The organism is Nocardia pneumoniae NBRC 100136, assembly GCF_000308755.1.
Taxonomy (GTDB): Bacteria; Actinomycetota; Actinomycetes; order Mycobacteriales; family Mycobacteriaceae; genus Nocardia; species Nocardia pneumoniae.
Map to the genome: position 1 here is coordinate 1 of NZ_BAGF01000044.1, position 16193 is coordinate 16193.

Annotated in this window: 15 protein-coding genes; 6 read left to right on the forward strand and 9 right to left on the reverse strand. The window is 69.9% G+C overall.

Features of this window, described 5'->3' with window-relative positions; all coding sequences use genetic code 11:
- Positions 1–341: 341 nt before the first annotated feature.
- On the reverse strand, positions 342–2888 hold the full coding sequence (locus tag ON34_RS13660; RefSeq protein WP_040779395.1) for a helix-turn-helix transcriptional regulator: 2547 nt from the start codon (positions 2886–2888) through the stop codon (positions 342–344).
- A 118-nt stretch (positions 2889–3006) separates the two neighbouring features.
- On the opposite strand from ON34_RS13660, the gene ON34_RS13665 reads away from it, so the two are divergent.
- Positions 3007–4209, forward strand: a complete 1203-nt coding sequence (locus tag ON34_RS13665; protein ID WP_157172296.1) for a styrene monooxygenase/indole monooxygenase family protein — start codon at positions 3007–3009, stop codon at positions 4207–4209.
- An 18-nt stretch (positions 4210–4227) separates the two neighbouring features.
- Here ON34_RS13665 and ON34_RS13670 read toward each other — a convergent pair whose 3' ends face one another.
- Positions 4228–5346, reverse strand: coding sequence for a cytochrome P450 family protein (locus tag ON34_RS13670; protein ID WP_373291918.1), 1119 nt, complete (start codon positions 5344–5346; stop codon positions 4228–4230).
- A gap of 677 nt (positions 5347–6023) precedes the next feature.
- Here ON34_RS13670 and ON34_RS13675 point away from each other — a divergent pair.
- From ON34_RS13675 to ON34_RS33545, 3 genes are all read left to right on the forward strand, one after another.
- Positions 6024–6419, forward strand: a complete 396-nt coding sequence (locus tag ON34_RS13675) for a hypothetical protein (RefSeq protein ID WP_040779400.1) — start codon at positions 6024–6026, stop codon at positions 6417–6419.
- Positions 6420–6602: 183 nt separating this feature from the next.
- On the forward strand, positions 6603–7409 hold the full coding sequence (locus ON34_RS13680) for a DUF72 domain-containing protein (protein ID WP_040779402.1): 807 nt from the start codon (positions 6603–6605) through the stop codon (positions 7407–7409).
- Positions 7410–7439: 30 nt separating this feature from the next.
- Positions 7440–7943 carry an SLOG cluster 4 domain-containing protein gene (locus ON34_RS33545; RefSeq protein ID WP_051022553.1) on the forward strand — a complete coding sequence of 168 codons (504 nt, stop codon included), beginning with the start codon at positions 7440–7442 and terminating at the stop codon, positions 7941–7943.
- Positions 7944–8008: 65 nt separating this feature from the next.
- On the opposite strand, the gene ON34_RS13690 is transcribed toward ON34_RS33545, so the two are convergent.
- From ON34_RS13690 to ON34_RS13715, 6 genes are all read right to left on the reverse strand, one after another.
- A complete protein-coding gene (locus ON34_RS13690; protein ID WP_051022516.1) occupies positions 8009–8332 on the reverse strand; it encodes a ribbon-helix-helix domain-containing protein in 324 nt (107 codons plus the stop codon).
- Complete coding sequence (locus tag ON34_RS13695; RefSeq protein ID WP_040779403.1) at positions 8325–8603, reverse strand: hypothetical protein; 279 nt, start codon at positions 8601–8603, stop codon at positions 8325–8327. Before ON34_RS13695 ends, ON34_RS13690 begins: the two co-directional genes overlap by 8 nt.
- Positions 8604–8637: 34 nt before the next feature.
- Entirely contained in the window at positions 8638–10272 is a 1635-nt protein-coding gene (locus ON34_RS13700; protein ID WP_083889403.1) for a DUF4153 domain-containing protein, read from the reverse strand.
- A gap of 72 nt (positions 10273–10344) precedes the next feature.
- Positions 10345–11385 (reverse strand): HAMP domain-containing sensor histidine kinase, encoded by a 1041-nt coding sequence (locus ON34_RS13705; protein WP_051022519.1) that lies wholly within the window; start codon positions 11383–11385, stop codon positions 10345–10347.
- Between the two features lie 59 nt (positions 11386–11444).
- On the reverse strand, positions 11445–12149 hold the full coding sequence (locus tag ON34_RS13710; RefSeq protein WP_083889405.1) for a response regulator: 705 nt from the start codon (positions 12147–12149) through the stop codon (positions 11445–11447).
- 84 nt (positions 12150–12233) lie between these two features.
- Positions 12234–12683 carry a MarR family winged helix-turn-helix transcriptional regulator gene (locus ON34_RS13715; RefSeq protein WP_040779405.1) on the reverse strand — a complete coding sequence of 150 codons (450 nt, stop codon included), beginning with the start codon at positions 12681–12683 and terminating at the stop codon, positions 12234–12236.
- A gap of 153 nt (positions 12684–12836) precedes the next feature.
- Here ON34_RS13715 and ON34_RS13720 point away from each other — a divergent pair, with 153 nt between their 5' ends.
- Positions 12837–14276 (forward strand): MFS transporter, encoded by a 1440-nt coding sequence (locus tag ON34_RS13720; protein ID WP_040779407.1) that lies wholly within the window; start codon positions 12837–12839, stop codon positions 14274–14276.
- Positions 14277–14306: 30 nt separating this feature from the next.
- Here ON34_RS13720 and ON34_RS13725 read toward each other — a convergent pair whose 3' ends face one another.
- Positions 14307–15443, reverse strand: coding sequence for a lipase family protein (locus tag ON34_RS13725; RefSeq protein ID WP_040779409.1), 1137 nt, complete (start codon positions 15441–15443; stop codon positions 14307–14309).
- Between the two features lie 114 nt (positions 15444–15557).
- Between ON34_RS13725 and ON34_RS13730 the strand changes: the two genes are divergently transcribed.
- A complete protein-coding gene (locus tag ON34_RS13730; protein ID WP_051022521.1) occupies positions 15558–16187 on the forward strand; it encodes a TetR/AcrR family transcriptional regulator in 630 nt (209 codons plus the stop codon).
- The last annotated feature ends 6 nt before the right edge of the window (positions 16188–16193 follow it).

Consider the following 16193-nt stretch of genomic DNA (forward strand, 5'->3'; position numbering starts at 1 on the left):
GTGGTCCGCGTCTCGGACGGATGTACCGCACGGGAGACAGCGGAGTCCTCCTGGCCGGCCCGTTGGCCTCGACCCTGGCTCACCCCGATAAGCGAAGCGAACCTCCAATAACATAAGGTACACAATGCCGAGAAAACCGGCGGTTGGTTACGAAAACTCGCGATAACTTAGCGTCCGCGCGACAACTTTGTATCCAGGGTACCGGCCTCCGCGGCGATACGCCGTGAGTCAACCTCGACCGGCTCCACCAGTGATGACACGTGGGCGTAGCCCCTTGGCGCACATCGCATCACCCGGAGCTGCCCCAGCAAATGGCTTCTAGCCCAATCCGCTTCGCGGTCTCACGAGCGCCGGGTGCGCTGCGGTTTGCGCGCGGCTTCCTCGGCCACCTCGGCGCGCCGGTCGGCAGGCACCAGAGCGCGGATGTCCTCCCGCGATGCGATCATCAGTTTCTGCAGGACCGCGGCCATCTGGGCGTCCACCGTCTTGAACGAGCTGCCGCGCCGCGCGGCGATCGCGGTGTTGGTCCAGCCCGCCGCGGCCAGGACGGCGACCTCCTGTTCGGCCGTCGACAGCTCTTGCCAGCGCGAGGGCCGCTCGCGCCGGACCGGGTGGTCGACGGGCAGGCGGTCCAGCGCGAGGGTGCCCAGCGCCAGCTGTGCCACCTCGCCGAGTTCGGGCCGCAGCAGCGCGCCCTCTCGCTCGGCCGCCGCGAAGGCCGCCGCGCCGAGGACTTCGCCAGCAGTCGTTGCGGCGGCGTCGGTTTCGGCGGCGAACGGTCCCAGATTGGCGATGTCCACGCCGAGTTTGTGCCGCAGTGTCGCGGCGCCTCCGGCGAGACGGGCGATGTCACGCGCCCATTCCGTCACGACGTCCGAGCGCTCGCCGGCCGCGTCGGTGATCAGGCGCGCCAGTGACCACGCGCGGAGGTGGATGGCCCACACGGCGCCCCACTGATCGCGCATGGCCAGCTGGTTGGTCAGCGTCGTATGCCCCACGGCCAGCGCATCGTTCGGGTCGCCGTGTTTGGTCAGCGCGATCGCCCAGGCCAGCTCGGCCCACGACTTGGCCCAGCGCGCCCCGGACCGCTCCGCGTTGACCAGGTGCCGCCGGGCGATCTCCAGCGCCTGCGACGCCGTGCCGAGGAACGCGGCGGCCAACGCCTCGAACAACTCGCTCATCGCGGCGCCACCACGGTCGCCCCCCGCGGCGAATTTCGTTCGGGCGCGGGCGAGAACGGGAATCGCGCGCACGTCGCGGCGCACCAGCAGCAGTTCGCTGCCCCTGGTGAACTCGACCACGGCGGGCAGATCGAGATCACGTTCGGGGTGTTCGCGCCACCCGGAACGCGTGGCGGGGTCCGGCACGCAGGTGACCACGCACTCCTCCAGCATGCGCTCGGCGTCGCCGTGCACGCCCTGGCACATGCTGATCCACCCGATCAGTGCCAGCGCCGCGATCTGCAATTCCACCGGCTGCGGGTCGAGGCTGCGGCTGGCGGCGAGCGTGCGTTCGGCCCATCGGCGCGGTTCGCGCAACGAACCGGTGAAGAACGGGCTGCGCAAAGCGATCAGCCCGACCGCGATCTCCAAACCGGTCGCGGCCTCCCCCGGCGTATCGAGGCTCCCCTCGATGGCGCACAGCAGGTTGTCCCAGGCCGCGCGTGCCCAGTCCAGCAGATCCTGCTCGGCCGGGCCGAACCACTCGGCCTGCGCCGCGACGACCTTGTCGCGGTAGTAGCGACGGTGCCTGCGCGACAACCGCTCGAATTCGGCGCCGCGTTCGCGCAGGCGCTGCTGGGCGAACACCCGGACGCTCTCCAGCAGCGAGTAGCGCACCGTGGTCGCCGTCAGGTGGACCGAGACCAGGGACTGGTCCGCCAGCCGCTCGAGCAGCTCCTCGATCTCGACGCGGGCAAGGCCGCCGGGGTGGTCGTCGGCGCAGACGGCTTCGATCGCCTCCAGCTCGGCGCCGACGTCGAGTGCGGGCAGGTCCGGATCCTCGTGGTCGACGTCGTGACCGGCGGCGAAGACCGACAACCGCTCGAGCAGCAGGCGCTCCTTGTCCCGGCACAGGTCGTAGGACCAGCCGATGACATCGCGGATGCCCTGGTGCCGTGCGTCGGCGCCGACCCGGGGTCCGTGCGACCAGCGCAGCCGCCGATCGCTCGCCTCCCCGTTGAGATCCCGCAGGATCATCGCCAGCGGCTGACGCAGCAGGCGCGCGGCGGCCAGCCGGATATACAGCGGGTGATTGTGCACATGCCTGCAAATCGCCTCGGCCAGCTCGATATCGCCGTCGGCGATGGTGTGCCCGGTCAGTTCCGCGCGGCCGCGGAACAAGGTCAGCGCCTGTTGTCTGGACAGTGCGGGCACGGGCACCAGTTGCTCGTCGACCCAGCCGATCGCCTCGCGGCTGGTGGCCAGCACGGTGAGCCCGGGCGCCGCGTCGAGCAAGTCGGCGATCACCTGGCCCGCGCCGTCCAAGACGTGCTCGCAGTTGTCCATCACCAGGATCGTCTGCAAGGCGCGCCCGACCGCGTCGCGGCGCCGCAGCGTGTCCAGAACCGCCTCCCAGGCCGACCGTCCGGAGAAGTCGGCGTCGATCAGCGACCGCGCCACCTGTTCCTCCACCGCGGCCGCGTCGGCGCCGCGCGACAGCAGGGCCAGGCGCACCCAGTGCACCGGCACCCGCCGCGCCCGGTGGAACCGGTGCACGGCCTCCGCCGCCAGCCTGGTCTTGCCGATGCCGCCCGCGCCGATCAGGGTGACCAGGCGGGTCGCGCCGAGCAGCGACATCCCGATCTTCTCCAGCTCGCGTTCGCGGCCGACGAAATCGCTGGGGGCCGCGGGCGGGAGACCCGGACCCGACGCACGTCTTACCGACACAGCAGTGCAGCGTAGTCGGCCGGCGATCCGCCAGGACTCTACCGATGTGCCGCACCCACCTATTCTTCGACGATTTCGCTATCGCCGCCGTCGATCTAACGACCGAAGGGACACCATGATGGGACGGATACAGGTACTCGGAGCGGGTGAATGCGGGCTACCCCTGGCCCATTGCCTCCTGCGTGGCGGTAGCTCGGTCACGCTGGTGACCGACCGCGACGCCGAGGCGATCCTCGCGGGGACGGTGACCAGCACCCAGGTCAAGTTCCCTTCGACGCTCGACCTCGAATCGGATGCCGGACTGGGCTTCTGGCGGACGAGCGCGCCGAACATCGAGGGTATCCGGTTCACCATGGCGGTCGACCGGGCGGTCGTGGCCACCTGGGCCGGACGCTTGCCTCGGCCGGCGCAGAGCGTGGACCAGCGGACCGTCTTCGCACGCTGGCTGAGCGAATTCCTGGCCGCGGGCGGCGACCTGCGCGTCGCCGACCTGTCGGTGCCAGAAGTCGACCGCGCCGCCGCCGACTACGACCTGACCGTGGTGACCCGCGCCTCCCGCGACCTCGCCGCCTGTTTCGAGGACGATCCCGCGTGGACCGCGCCGGCCGCGCCGCAGCGGCGGCTGGCGGTGCTGTACCTCGACGGCGTCCAGCCCGATCCGCACCACCTCGGCACCTACACCGCGCTACCCGAGCACGGTGAGGTGATCTCCTACCCCGGACTGACCGGTCGGCCGGGCCAGGAACGCCGTTGCGAGATGATGCTTTTCGAGGCGCGGCCAGGCGGCGCTCTCGACGTCTTCGACCAGCACGGCACGCCGGCGCAACGATTGCGGCAGGCCAAGCAGCTCATCGATGAGCACCTGCCCGCCGAACTCGCCGAACGGTATCGCGACGCCGAGCTGACCGACGCCGGAGCGACGCTGGTCGGGGCCGTGACACCGGCCATGCGCAGACCGGTCGGCACCCTGCCCTCGGGCAGGCCGGTGCTCGGCGGCGGCGACGTCGTCTGCCGGATGGACCCGGGCGGTGCGCAGGGGGCCAACAATGCCGTGCACTGCGCCATCCGCTATGCCGAGGCGATCCGGCACACGTCCGACGGGCCGTACGACAGGGACTGGATGGAGTGGGCGGCGGCGCCGTGGCTCACCGCCGTCGCCCACCCCGCGGCGCGATGGACCGCGACCGTGCTCGACCCGCCTCCGGCGTTGCGGGAGATGATGCTGGCCGCGCAGCACGATTCGACGCTGGGCGACGCGTTCGCCGCCACCTTCGCGCGGCCGTCGAATCTGGCGCGGTTCGCGGCGGACGCCTCATCCTGATACGTCGCGGCGCGGGTGTCACAGTTGCCAGAGGGGGGTCGCGGGGAAGGCGACCGGAAGCGCGGCCAGGGCTCGATGGAAAGGCCCTGGCCGCCAGGCCAATTCGTGCACCGGGACGGCGGGCCTCAGTTCCGGCAGCGCGTCCAATAGCTGGTCGATCGCGTCCTGCGCGATCAGGTAGGCCGGGCTGCGGGCGGGACAGGCGTGTGGTCCGGCACCCCACGCCAGATGCGATCGGTTGCCGCTGTGGTTGTCGACGCTGATCGCCGGATCGTTGTTGCACGCCGCGAAGCTGATGACGACCGGTTGATGGGCCGGCAGCCAGACATCGTCGATCAGGATCGGCTGACGCGGGTAGGTGACGGAGAAGTTGGCCATCGGCGGGTCGGTGAACAGCACCTCGTCCAAGGCGTCGCGGGTCGACAGGCTGCCGCCCAGCACATTGCCGCCGAAACGGTCGTCGGTCAGGATCAGCACGAGGCTGTTGACGATCAGGTTCTGCAGCGGCTCGATGCCCGCACCGTAGAGCACGACGAGTTGGTGGATCACCTCCGCGTCGTCGAGGCGGGCCGGGTGCTCGAGCAGGCGGGTGGTGACGTCGTCGCCCGGTTCGGCGCGTTTGAGTTCGAGCAGCCGCAGCAGCGCGGCGCTGAGCAGGCGATTGCCCGCTTCGGCGTCGACGCCGTCGAACACCGCGGCGGTCGCGGCGGCGACCTCCTTCCCGATCTCCGGTGGGCACCCCAGCAGCGCGTTGATCGCTTCGAAGACGAGCGGTAACGCGTACTGGGAGACCAGATCGGCGCTGCCGGTCGTGCAGAAGGTGTTGATCAGCGGGACGGCGATGCGCTCCACCGTGGCGTGCAGGGCGTGCAGGTCCACGGCATTGATGGCCGCGGTGTTGGCCTCGCGGTAGCGGGCATGCTCGGCGCCCGCGCTGCGCATCGCGTTCGGCCGCCATTCCAGCACCGGCAGCACCGGGCAGTCGGTGGGCACGTTCGCCTGCCAGGTGCGCGGGTCGGCGGGAAAACGGTCGGGGTCGTGCAGGATTCGCACAGCGGTGCGATAACTGAGCACCAGCGTCGCGGGCACGCCGGGCGCCAACTCCACCGGCGCCAGCGAACCGTAGCCGGCCCGCATGTCCCGGTATGCTCGATGCGGATCGGCCGCGAACTCCCTGGAGTGCAGCGGTATCCGCTCGACGTCGGCACCGATCGGCGAACCATGATGTGCGCCAAAAGCGTTCCCGGCGGGGACGGAATCTCGGGGCGTGGTCAATGCGCGACTCCCACGGTAGAAGCGAATTCGTCGATCGGGCGAACTCGGTACGGAGCGTCCGACGCCGCTGTCGTCCGGTCCTGCGGTGCGTCAGGGCGACATGGGGCCCCGATCGCGGTGCCGATCGACACACAGAATGGCCACGTAGGTATGCCATCGACATCGGTAGCCCCGAACCACCTGCGGTTATGTACGTGTCAGGATGCGTCCCAGAGGGTTTCGCAGTTTCCCGCTTCCAGCGCCCACGCCGTGAGATGGACTGTGTGACGGTTCGCCATCACCTGTACTACAGCTGGCGCTCCCTACGGTCACCGATGCCAACGGAGCACTCCTCGCCCACAGCCCAATTCGTCGGCGATGCTGTCGATTCGCTGTCCGAAGCACCGTTGGACCCACCGGTCCGGTGCGCTCCGACGCCGCGCGTGAAGCGCGAGGGAACAGCTCGTATCGAAGGGAACACAAGCACTTCCACGCGTAGGGCCTGGTGTATAACTTCCATCGGCCCGGTCGACTCCACCGACAAGCGATAGCGAGACACGATGCATGGTTACCTGAACCAGGTCTCCCACGGCACCACCCCCTCCGGCTATCCGACGCGCGAACCCGAAGTCCGCGCGGTCGAGCCGCCGCGCAAGGCGGATCTGGTCGTCAGCGCGCTGCTGTGGTTCCTGCCCGCGACGCTGGCCACAATGTCGGTGGTGCTCGCGCCGTGGTTCCTGATGGCGGGCGGCATCTGCGCGTCCAAGCCCGAGTGCCGGGTCGACACGAGCGCGGGCGTGTGGATCATGGTGGGCGGCGGGGCTTTCGGCTTCGCCATCGGCGCGGCACTGTCCGTCATGGCGGCCAGGCACGGTCGTGCGCTGTTCCCTGGCGCGCTGGTCGGCGCCGTGCTGGTCCTGCTTGCGTGGGTCGCCGCCTCCTTCGTGATGGGCTGACCATCCCGGCTATCGCCTTCGCGCGTCGGCCGGTCACCACCCTGGAAGCTGCGCCGGACCGTGCGCCCGCCGATCATCCACGCCTCGGTCGCCCCAGCCCCGTGCGGTGTCTCATTCGCCGGAATCAACACGCTCGACCGCCAACCTGGGCTGTCGGCGCGGTTCGTTTGTCACCATAGAGGGGTGGGCCAGATCCGGATCGGCACGTCAGGATGGGTATATCCGCCCTGGCGGGGGACGTTCTATCCCGCGGGCGTCCGGCACAAGCGCGAGCTGGCCTATCTGGCGGAGCGACTCGACAGCGTCGAGATCAACGGCTCGTTCTATTCGCTGCAACGCCCGTCCAGCTATCGCGACTGGGCGGAGCAGACCCCCGATGAGTTCGTGTTCGCGGTGAAAGGCAGCCGCTTCATCACGCATATGAAAAGGCTGCGGGACGGAGACGAGCCGCTGGCGAACTTCCTCGCGTCCGGCCCCTTGGCGCTGGGACCCAAGCTGGGTCCGATGCTGTGGCAACTGCCACCCACCTTCCCCTTCGACGCGGACGTGCTCGACGCCTTCCTCTCCCGGCTGCCCCGCAGCACCGAGGAGGCCGCCGAGATCGCGCGACGGCACGATCACCGCGTCGATCCCGCACACACCAGCACCGACGCCGACCGGCCGATGCGGCACGCGCTGGAGATCCGGCACGCCAGCTTCCTGACCCCGGCGTTCCCGGACCTGCTCACCCGCCACGGCGTCGCGCTCGTCGTCGCCGACGCGGCGGGCAAGTATCCACTGCTCGAGGAGGTCACCGCGGATTTCGTCTATGTCCGGTTGCACGGGCACGACGAGCTCTACGTCAGCGGCTACACCGATGACGGCCTGGACATGTGGGCGGAGAAGATCCGCTCGTGGGCTCGATCCGGCGATGTGTACACGTATTTCGACAACGACGCGAAGGTGATGGCGCCCCGCGATGCCATCGCGTTGCGGGCGCGTCTGACGTAAACGGCGTGTCCGAGGAGAGGGGTGGCGCCGGTGCGGCAGGTTGCGGTGTGCGGGCCGAGAGAATGCTCGGCGCGGGAAGCGGAGTGGGCGCGTGCGGTGGGCGAGCTCTTGGCGCGGGCGGGTGTGACCGTCCTGTGCGGCGGCGGATCCGGAGTGATGGCCGCAGTGGCCGACGGGGCGGCGCGCGAGGGTGGCTTGGTGATCGGGGTGCGGGGAGACACCGATCGCGACGCGATCTGCCCCGGTTTGTCGGCGGTGCTGTTCACCAACATGGGCGAGGCGCGCAACGCGATCCTGGTCGAGTCGGCGGACGCGATGATCGTCGTCGGCGGATCGTGGGGCACGCTGTCGGAGGTCGCGTTGGCGCGGCGACGCGGCGGGATACCGGTTGTCTCCCTGGGTGGTTGGGAGATTCGCGACGCGAACGGGCAATCCGTGGCCGCGACCACGTTGGCGGTCGACCCGGCCGATGCGGTCCGTCAGGCACTCGGCGGGATCGGCAAGGACGCCGAGCGCCCGGAACCGAAGATCTGATCCGGCTGGCCGGGGTCGCGTGAGCGCCGAAGAGGCCCGCCTGGCAGGACCGGCACGCGCCGTGACTACGCCGACTGACGCAGCGGATGCAGGGCGGCGAGCGCGCGCAGGGCGTCGGCGCGTGAAATGGGCTGGTCGTTTTCCAGGGCGGCCAGTTCCAGCTCGATCCAGTCGCGGATGAGCGCGGACATGGTCACGTTGCGTTGCTCGGCCGCCTTCTTGACCCGCTGGTGCAGATCGAGCGGGATGCGCAGCGAGGTGGTGACGGTGACCGTGTCCTCGGCGCGCAACGGCGGCGGCAGCTCGGCCGGATCCACCGGCGCGTCGGTGTATTGGAGGCCGGATAGGAAGTCCTGGACGTCCTTCGGATTCGTCGGGTAGTCAGTCATCGGCGTGCTCCCAGCGCTCGAGTTCGGCCACCTGGGACTCGGTCATCTCGACTGCGCCCAGGATGTCCCACTGCCAGCCTTCGGTGCGGCGGACAGCGACGATGAGTGGCCGGCCCGCCTCGGTGCGGCCCCACACGGTGAGCACCGACAGCTCGTTCCGGCCACGCGCCTGCCGAGGCCATCGGCGGGCACCCATGAGCACCTGCAGCACTTCGCGAGGGTCGATCCCCACCAGTGACAACAGTGCCCACTCCGGCCAGTTATAACCCACGATCAGCGATAATACAAGTGTATTGCATGCGCGCTCACCGTGCTCGCGCGCGGGAGAGGTTCCAGCTCCGCCACGTGTCGGGATCGAGATCGGCGCGCAGCCGGGCGCGCAGGTCGGTCCGCAGCGGCTCGGGAAGCCGATCGGTGGCGGGCAGGATGTCGGGCGAAAGGGTGCCCAGATAGTCCGTGTCCAGCGACTTGCCGCGCTGCCAGCGGTCGATGTTCTGTTCGGCGATCAACCGTTCCGGGTCGAGCACGGCGAGCGCGAGCAGCGTCGCCATGGCCGTGCCCAGCACGGCGCGCGGCAGCCAGGCGCGCCGCAGCCGCACGACGGCGACCACCACCAGGACATAGACCAGGCCGAGCCACAGCTCACAGACCTCGACCAGTAGACGCAGCACCGTGAAGCCGTAGGCCCGCTGGTAGGTCCACATCCGGCCGAGCGCCGAGGCGACGATGATCAACGCGAGCCCGCTCACCACAGTGAGCAGAGCACGCAGCCACAGGCGGTCGGCGGCGGTGTCCTGCGCCGCCCAGTGCAGCACGATCATGAGCACCGCGAGGGTGAGGACGGTGACGGCGGACAGTTGCCAGAAGCCGGTGCGCGCGTACTCGGCGTAGGTCAGCCCCGCGGTGCGCTGAACGTAGCCGTCGCCGCCGAAGAGCACGACGAACTGGGTGCTGACGAACGCCGCAAACAGAATCGCGAGCGCGCCCACGGGCAGCGCCCACTCGGTCCGGCGCAGACCACGTCGCCGGGCGGTCGCGGTGGCGGGCAGCGGTGGACCGGCGAGCACGAACATCGCGCCGAGCGCGCCCGAGGCGGCCGAGACGAACAACACCATCCACCGCACCACCGCGGGCGCATCGAGGTCCGGCGTCACGCTGTGGATCAGGTTGGCGAAGATCGCGTCCGCGCTGCCGAGCAGCGGCACGAACACCGCGAGCAGCGCCACGGTGACCGCCGCCGACAGTACGAGCCGCCACCTGCGGGGCGCGTCGGCGCCGCGGACCCGCGCCGTTCCCGCATACACCCAGGGCAGGGCCGCCACTGCCTCGAGCGGTACGGCGAGGGTGTCGTAGAGGATGCCGTTCGCCGATCGGCGTCCGACGACAGCCAGCGAACCGGCGAGACCCGCCGCCACGACGCACAACGCGAACAGCCAACCCGCGGCGCGGAATGCCCCGACCGCGAGCAGGGCGAGAGTGAGGCTTGCCCACCACGACCGTGCCAGATTTTGCCTGCGGCGAAGGAGGCGCACTTTTTCCTCGTCCGGGACACCGGATGTCGCACTCCGCACGCCCCGGCGCGCCCTGCTGTCGACCAGAAAGACCGCCGCCGCGGCGATGACGGCAGCGACCACCCAGCCGATCCCGGGCCGGTCCCACCGGATCAGGATCGCGGCGGCCGATCCGGAGATCCCCGCGGCGGGCGCCACACCGGGTGGGCACACGACACGTCGCCACTTGGGAACGCGGGTATGTGGCGCCTGCTGGCCCTCGGCATCCGGCGCTGTTGGAGCGCTCGACCCTGACGCATGCCCACCTGGCGCGTCTCGCCCGAGTTCCACGGTGGAATCCGCGGACTCACCGGCCTCACCGGATTTTCCGGCCGTCGACGCCAGCGGCGGCGGTTCGGTCGACGACGTGGATTCGGTTCCTTCGGGCATGGCGGTTCCCTTCTGTAGGCGTGCGGAATCGACCCGGGTCCCGATGAGGTCCGGGGTGTCGGGCGTGGCAGATCAGCGCTCGGGCAGAACCACTCGGATGCGTGAGCCGGGATCGGCGACGGCGATGGTGCCGCCGTGCAGGTCGACGACCCAGCGCGAGATGGCTAGGCCGAGCCCGGTGCCGCCGCCGACGGTGCGGCCTCCCCTGGTGAACCGGTCGAAGACGCGGGCGCGTTCGGCGGGCGGGATACCCGGTCCGTCGTCCTCGACATCGATGACGACCTCACCCTGCGAAACCCGAGCGACGATGCGGACTTCACCACCGGCGGGTCCGTGCCGCGCGGCGTTGTCCAGCAGGTTGAGCAGCACCTGATGCAATCGGGCACGGTCGGCGCAGACGCGGGCGGTGCCGGGCAGGACGTCGGTGCGGAAGCGCACGCCGCGCCCGAGCGCGGCCGTCATGACTTCGGCCTCGGCGACGACGTCCGCCAGCAGCGGAGCGACGGGCAGCTCTTCGCGGTCGAGCGGAAAGGCGCCCGCTTCGATGCTGGAGAGATCGAGCAGTTCGGAGACCAGCAGCGTCAGCCGCTCGGTCTGGGCCAGTGCGGTGCGCAAGGTCGCCGGGTCGGGTTGCGAGACGCCATCGACCAGGTTCTCCAGCACCGCGTGCAAAGCGGTGATGGGCGTGCGCAATTCGTGCGAGACGTTCGCGATGAGGTCGCGGCGTTGCCGGTCGGCCGCGGCCAGGTCGGCGGCCATCTGGTTGAACGCCTCGGCCAGTTGCCCGACTTCGTCACGGGAGCTGGCCCGGACCCGGTGGGTGTAGTCACCGTGCGCCATCCGTTTGGCCGCCGCGGTCATCTCCCGTAGCGGCCTGGTGATGCCATGCGCGAGAACCTGTGAGGTCGCCAGCGCGATCACCACCGCGGTGAGCGTGGTGCGCGGCGGCAGCCAGCCGATATTGAACCGGAAGAACCCGAACGCGACCCCGCCGGAACACAGCATGAGGATGGCCAGTTTCAGCTTGATCGACTTGACCGGGTCCAGCGGCCGCGGCACCAACTCGGCGACACGGTCGCTCGTCCGGCGAACCCATCGTCGCGCGGCGGGCATCGCCGGGCCGGTCCGGTCCTCCCTTCGGGGAGCCGTCGGCTCCTGCCCGGCGGCTGCGCTCATCGGGCCTCCAGCGCGTACCCGACACCGCGCACGGTGCGGATGAGGTCGGCGCCGAGTTTGCGCCGCAACGCCTTGATGTGACTGTCGACCGCGCGGGTACCCGCCGCGTCGGCCCAGTCCCAGACGTCTTCGAGCAGGCGTTCGCGCGCCAGCACGGTGCGCGGGCGACGAGCGAGGCGGGCGAGCAGCTCGAATTCGAGCGGCGTCAGTCGCGCCTCGACGTCGGCGCGCCACACCCGGCGCTGGTCGACGTCTATGCGCAGGTCACCGACCAGGATCGGGGCGCCGTCACGGTCGGCGGCACGTTCCATCCGACGCAGCAGCGCGTGCACTCGCGCGGCGAGCACGCGCAGCGAGAACGGTTTGGTGAGGTAGTCGTCCGCACCGACCCCCAGACCAACCAGCTGGTCTGTTTCATCCGCGCGCGCGGTGAGCATGAGCACGGGAATCGCGCGGCGCGCCTGAATACGCCGGCACACTTCCAGGCCGTCGAACCCGGGCAGCATGACATCGAGCACCACCAGGTCGGGTTCGGCGGCCGCGACGGCGGCGACGGCGGAAGGGCCGTCGTGCGCCAGGTCGACGGTGAATCCTTCCGCCCGCAGTCGCGCCGCGACCGACTGCGCGATGGTGATTTCGTCGTCCACCACCAGAATCCGCCGCGCGGTCGGCTGCGGAGCGGTCGCCGTGCTCTGTTCCATGGACCGAACCCTAACCACCAGCCGTGGAGGAACCCGTCGGTAATTGTGGAGATTCGGTGTGGACTCCTCCGGCGGCGGACGCGCTCACGGCCGGGGCCACGGCCGTTTGTCGATGCGTTCGATGTCGGTGTTGAACCGTTTCAAGAACTCCGCGAACGCGGCGACGTCCGCCGCCGACCAGTCCTTCAGGACGGTCTCGAGTCCGCGGATCTTGTAGGCGCGCTCGGCCTCCAGCAGGCGCTCGCCCTCCGCGGTGAGGCGGAACTTGCGGGCCATCCCGCCGTCCGGGTCCGGAATGCGTTCGATCAGACCGGCTCCCCGCATGGCGGTCGTCTGGCGATGCAGCGTGGAGGTGTCCAAGCCGAAGGCATCGCTGAGCTCCCCCACCGACATCGGTCCCTGGACTCGCAGCCTGCTCAATATGGTGTAGGCGCTGCGGTCGAGGTGGCCGCTGCCCCGGCGAGCCACGGCACTGAGACCGTGCCGTCCCAGCAGCATGGTCTCGAACTCCACCGAAGAGACGGGCTTGTCCACACAACACTCCTGCCGCTACTCGCCAGCCATGGGCTCGTCACCCGCACCTATACCACACCAACGCCTCTGTGCAGCACATTTGCATTATGCACTTCTTGTGCATAATGCAATTGATATGTACCGTGCACATGAATCCGACAGAGGGAGATCCGCGTGGCAGCACCATCCGCAGTTCGATCCGAGGGCATCGTCGGCGTGCTCGCGGCGGCAGGCATCGTCGCCGCCCTGATGCAAACGCTGGTGGTGCCGCTGATCGGCGAACTCCCCCGGCTGCTGGATACCACCGCGTCCAACGCTTCCTGGGTGATCACCGCGACGCTGCTGGCCGGTGCGGTGGCCACCCCGATCACCGGCAGGCTCGGCGACCTGTACGGCAAGCGCCGGATGTTGCTGGCGTGCACGGTGCCGCTGATCGCCGGTTCGCTGGTGTGCGCGCTGGCGAGTTCGGTCGTGCCGATGATCGCCGGTCGCGGCCTGCAAGGGATCGGGATGGGCATCGTCCCGCTCGGCATCAGCGCATTGCGCGACGTGCTGCCCGCCGAACGGCTCGGCACGTCCATCGCGGTGATGAGCGCATCGATGGGAATCGGTGGCGCACTGGGGCTTCCGCTCGCCGCGGCGGTCGCCGAGAACACCAGTTGGCGGGTGCTGTTCTGGGGTTCGGCCGCGCTCAGCGCGGGCGTCGCCACGCTGATCTGGCTGCTGGTGCCCGCCACGCCGCCACGCGCGGGCGGCGGCTTCGACGTGCTCGGCGCGCTCGGACTCGGCACCGGGTTGGTGTGCCTGCTGCTCGCGGTGTCCAAGGGCGCCGACTGGGGCTGGGCCAGCGGCACCACGATCGCGCTGTTCGCGGGCGCGGTCCTCGTCCTGGCGATCTGGGGCTGGTGGGAGCTGCGCGCCGCCGACCCCTTGGTCGACCTGCGGGTGACCGTCCGGAAGCAGGTGTTGCTGACCAACGCCGCCTCGGTCGTGGTCGGGTTCGCCATGTACGCGCAGTCGTTGATCGTGCCGCAGTTGCTGCAGCTGCCGGTGTCCACCGGATACGGGCTCGGCCGATCCATGCTGGCGATGGGTCTGTGGATGGCGCCCGCCGGACTGGTCATGATGGCGGTCTCCCCGCTGGGCGCCCGGCTGTCGGCGGCGCGTGGGCCGAAGGTGACGCTGGTCGTGGGCAGCGCGGTGATCGCGCTCGGCTACGGCTCGTCGGTCCTGCTGCTCGGTTCGACCTGGGGCCTGCTGATCGTGACCTGTGTGTGCAGCGGCGGCGTCGGCCTCGCCTACGGCGCGATGCCCGCGCTCATCATGGGGGCGGTCCCGCTGTCGGAAACCGCGTCCGCCAACAGCTTCAACACGCTGATGCGCTCCATCGGGACCTCGGTCTCGGCCGCGGTCGTCGGCGTCGTCCTGGCGCAGATGAGCACCCGCCTCGGCAGCCACACCATTCCCACCGAGGCCGGATTCCGCACCGGTCTGCTGATCGGCTGCGGCGTCGCGGCACTAGCGGCGCTCGTCGCGCTGGCCATCCCGGTCCGCAAGTCCGCCACTCCGGTTCCGGACTCCGGCGCTCCTGAGCCGGCGATGGCGCACAGCTGAGCCGGGTTCGCGGGCACCGGGCCGACGGCGTCAGGCGAACAGGCGCGCGACGAACGGCGTGCTGTCGGGCAAGGACGTGGCCATCGTCGCGCTGTGGTCCTTGCCCGGATACACGTGCACCTCGGGCCGGACGCCGTGCAGTTCCAGATCGGCGACCAGTTTCGCGGTCAGCGGCGCGGGGACGTCGGTGTCGTTGGTTCCCTGACCGATGAACAGCGGCCGGTCGTACCCCGTGAGGGGGACATCCATGACCGGGCGGGCGGTGGCGACGAAGTCTCCGTCGGACAGCGGACGGGAGAACACCCGGGCGACCGAAACACCCTGTGCGCGCTCGGCCAGCGGCTGGAAGCACAGCGTCTCCGCGGCGGTCGTCAGCTGCTTGCCGAGCGGGCTGAGGTAGCCGTCGAGGTCGAAGTCCGGCCGAGCCGCCTTCAGTCCATTCATCACATACGCGATATAGGCTGTCAGGTGCGCGTTCTCCGGCGCGGGCGCGCCCGGGCCGAGCAGCGCGGCGGCGTCGACGACATTGGAGGCGGGACCGGTGGCGACCGCGCCGCGGTAGTCCAGTTCCGGCGCGTACGTCGTGGCCAGCGACGCGGTGAACACCGCTGCGCCACCGCCTTGCGACTGGCCGATGGCCACCCACTTCGACGACAGTGAATCCGCCACGGCGCGCGCGGCGCGGACCATATCGATCGCCGCGTGCGCCTCGGCGCGTCCGTCCAGGTACGCGTGCGGACCCGGACTGCCGAGACCGATGTAGTCGGTGGCGACCACGGCGTAACCCTGCCGCATCCAGTGCGCCAGGTAGTCCAGGTCGCGTTTGCTGCGTCCGGCGGCGGACGGCGCGCATTCATCGCCCAGGCCGACCGTCCCGTGCTCCCAGGACAACACCGGCCAGCCACCGCTGGGCGCGGTACCGGCGGGAATGAAGACGGCACCGGTGGACAGCGCGGGCCGATCGTCGGAGGCGCGGGTCCAGTACGTCACACGCCGGGCCGTGCCGGTACCGGCGATCCACAGCTGTTCCGGCAGCGCCACGTCGTGCACTACCGTGCCCGGCGCTTCGCTCCGCGCGACGGGATCGGCCGCGGCAAGCCCTGTCGAGGGTGCCAGGGCGAGCAGTACCGCCGCGGCCATGGTGATTCCTGTGCGTCGCATCGACATGAGCGCCCGCCTCTCGGTCTTGGTGTCTCAACGAGACACACTGTAGCGGCATCGTCCCGTAAAGTGTCACTTTGAGACATCGATAGCCGGTCACTTGCGGAGAAAGACTGCGGCATGACGAGCGTGAACGGTCCACGCGATCGCGAGAAAGCGCGAGTGCGGGGTGAATTGATCGACGCGGCACTGCGCCTGTTCGAGCGACAGGGATTCGAGCAGACCACCGTGCAGCAGATCGCGGACGCGGCACAGGTGTCCCGGCGCACCTTCCACCGGCACTTCCCGTCGAAAATGGCGGTGGTCTTCAGCCATGAGGAAGATCTGATGGCGCAGCTGCTCGCCGCCGTCGACCGTCGACCGGCCAGTGAGTCGGTGCTCACCGCCCTGCGAGGGGCCTTGCGCGAGTTCCTGTTCGACGAGCGGGACGCGCCGTCGCGACGACGCCAGGCCGACACCGCACGGCGGGCCAGGCACCTGCTGGTGGGCAATCCGGAGCTACGCAGGGAGAACTTCATCGGAGCACTCGGCCGTCAGCGCGCGATGGCACGAAATTTCGCCGCGCGCGCCGGACTGTCCGCCGACGACCTGGGACCGCAGCTCACAGCCGCCGCCTGTTTCGCCGCATTCGGCGTCGGGCTGGATCACTGGATGCTGGGCGACGACCATTCGATCGCGGCTTTGCACCGCGTTCTCGATCGCACGGTGGCATCGCTACAGCAGGGCATCGACCTCGCCGGCGGCGGCTGATCCCAC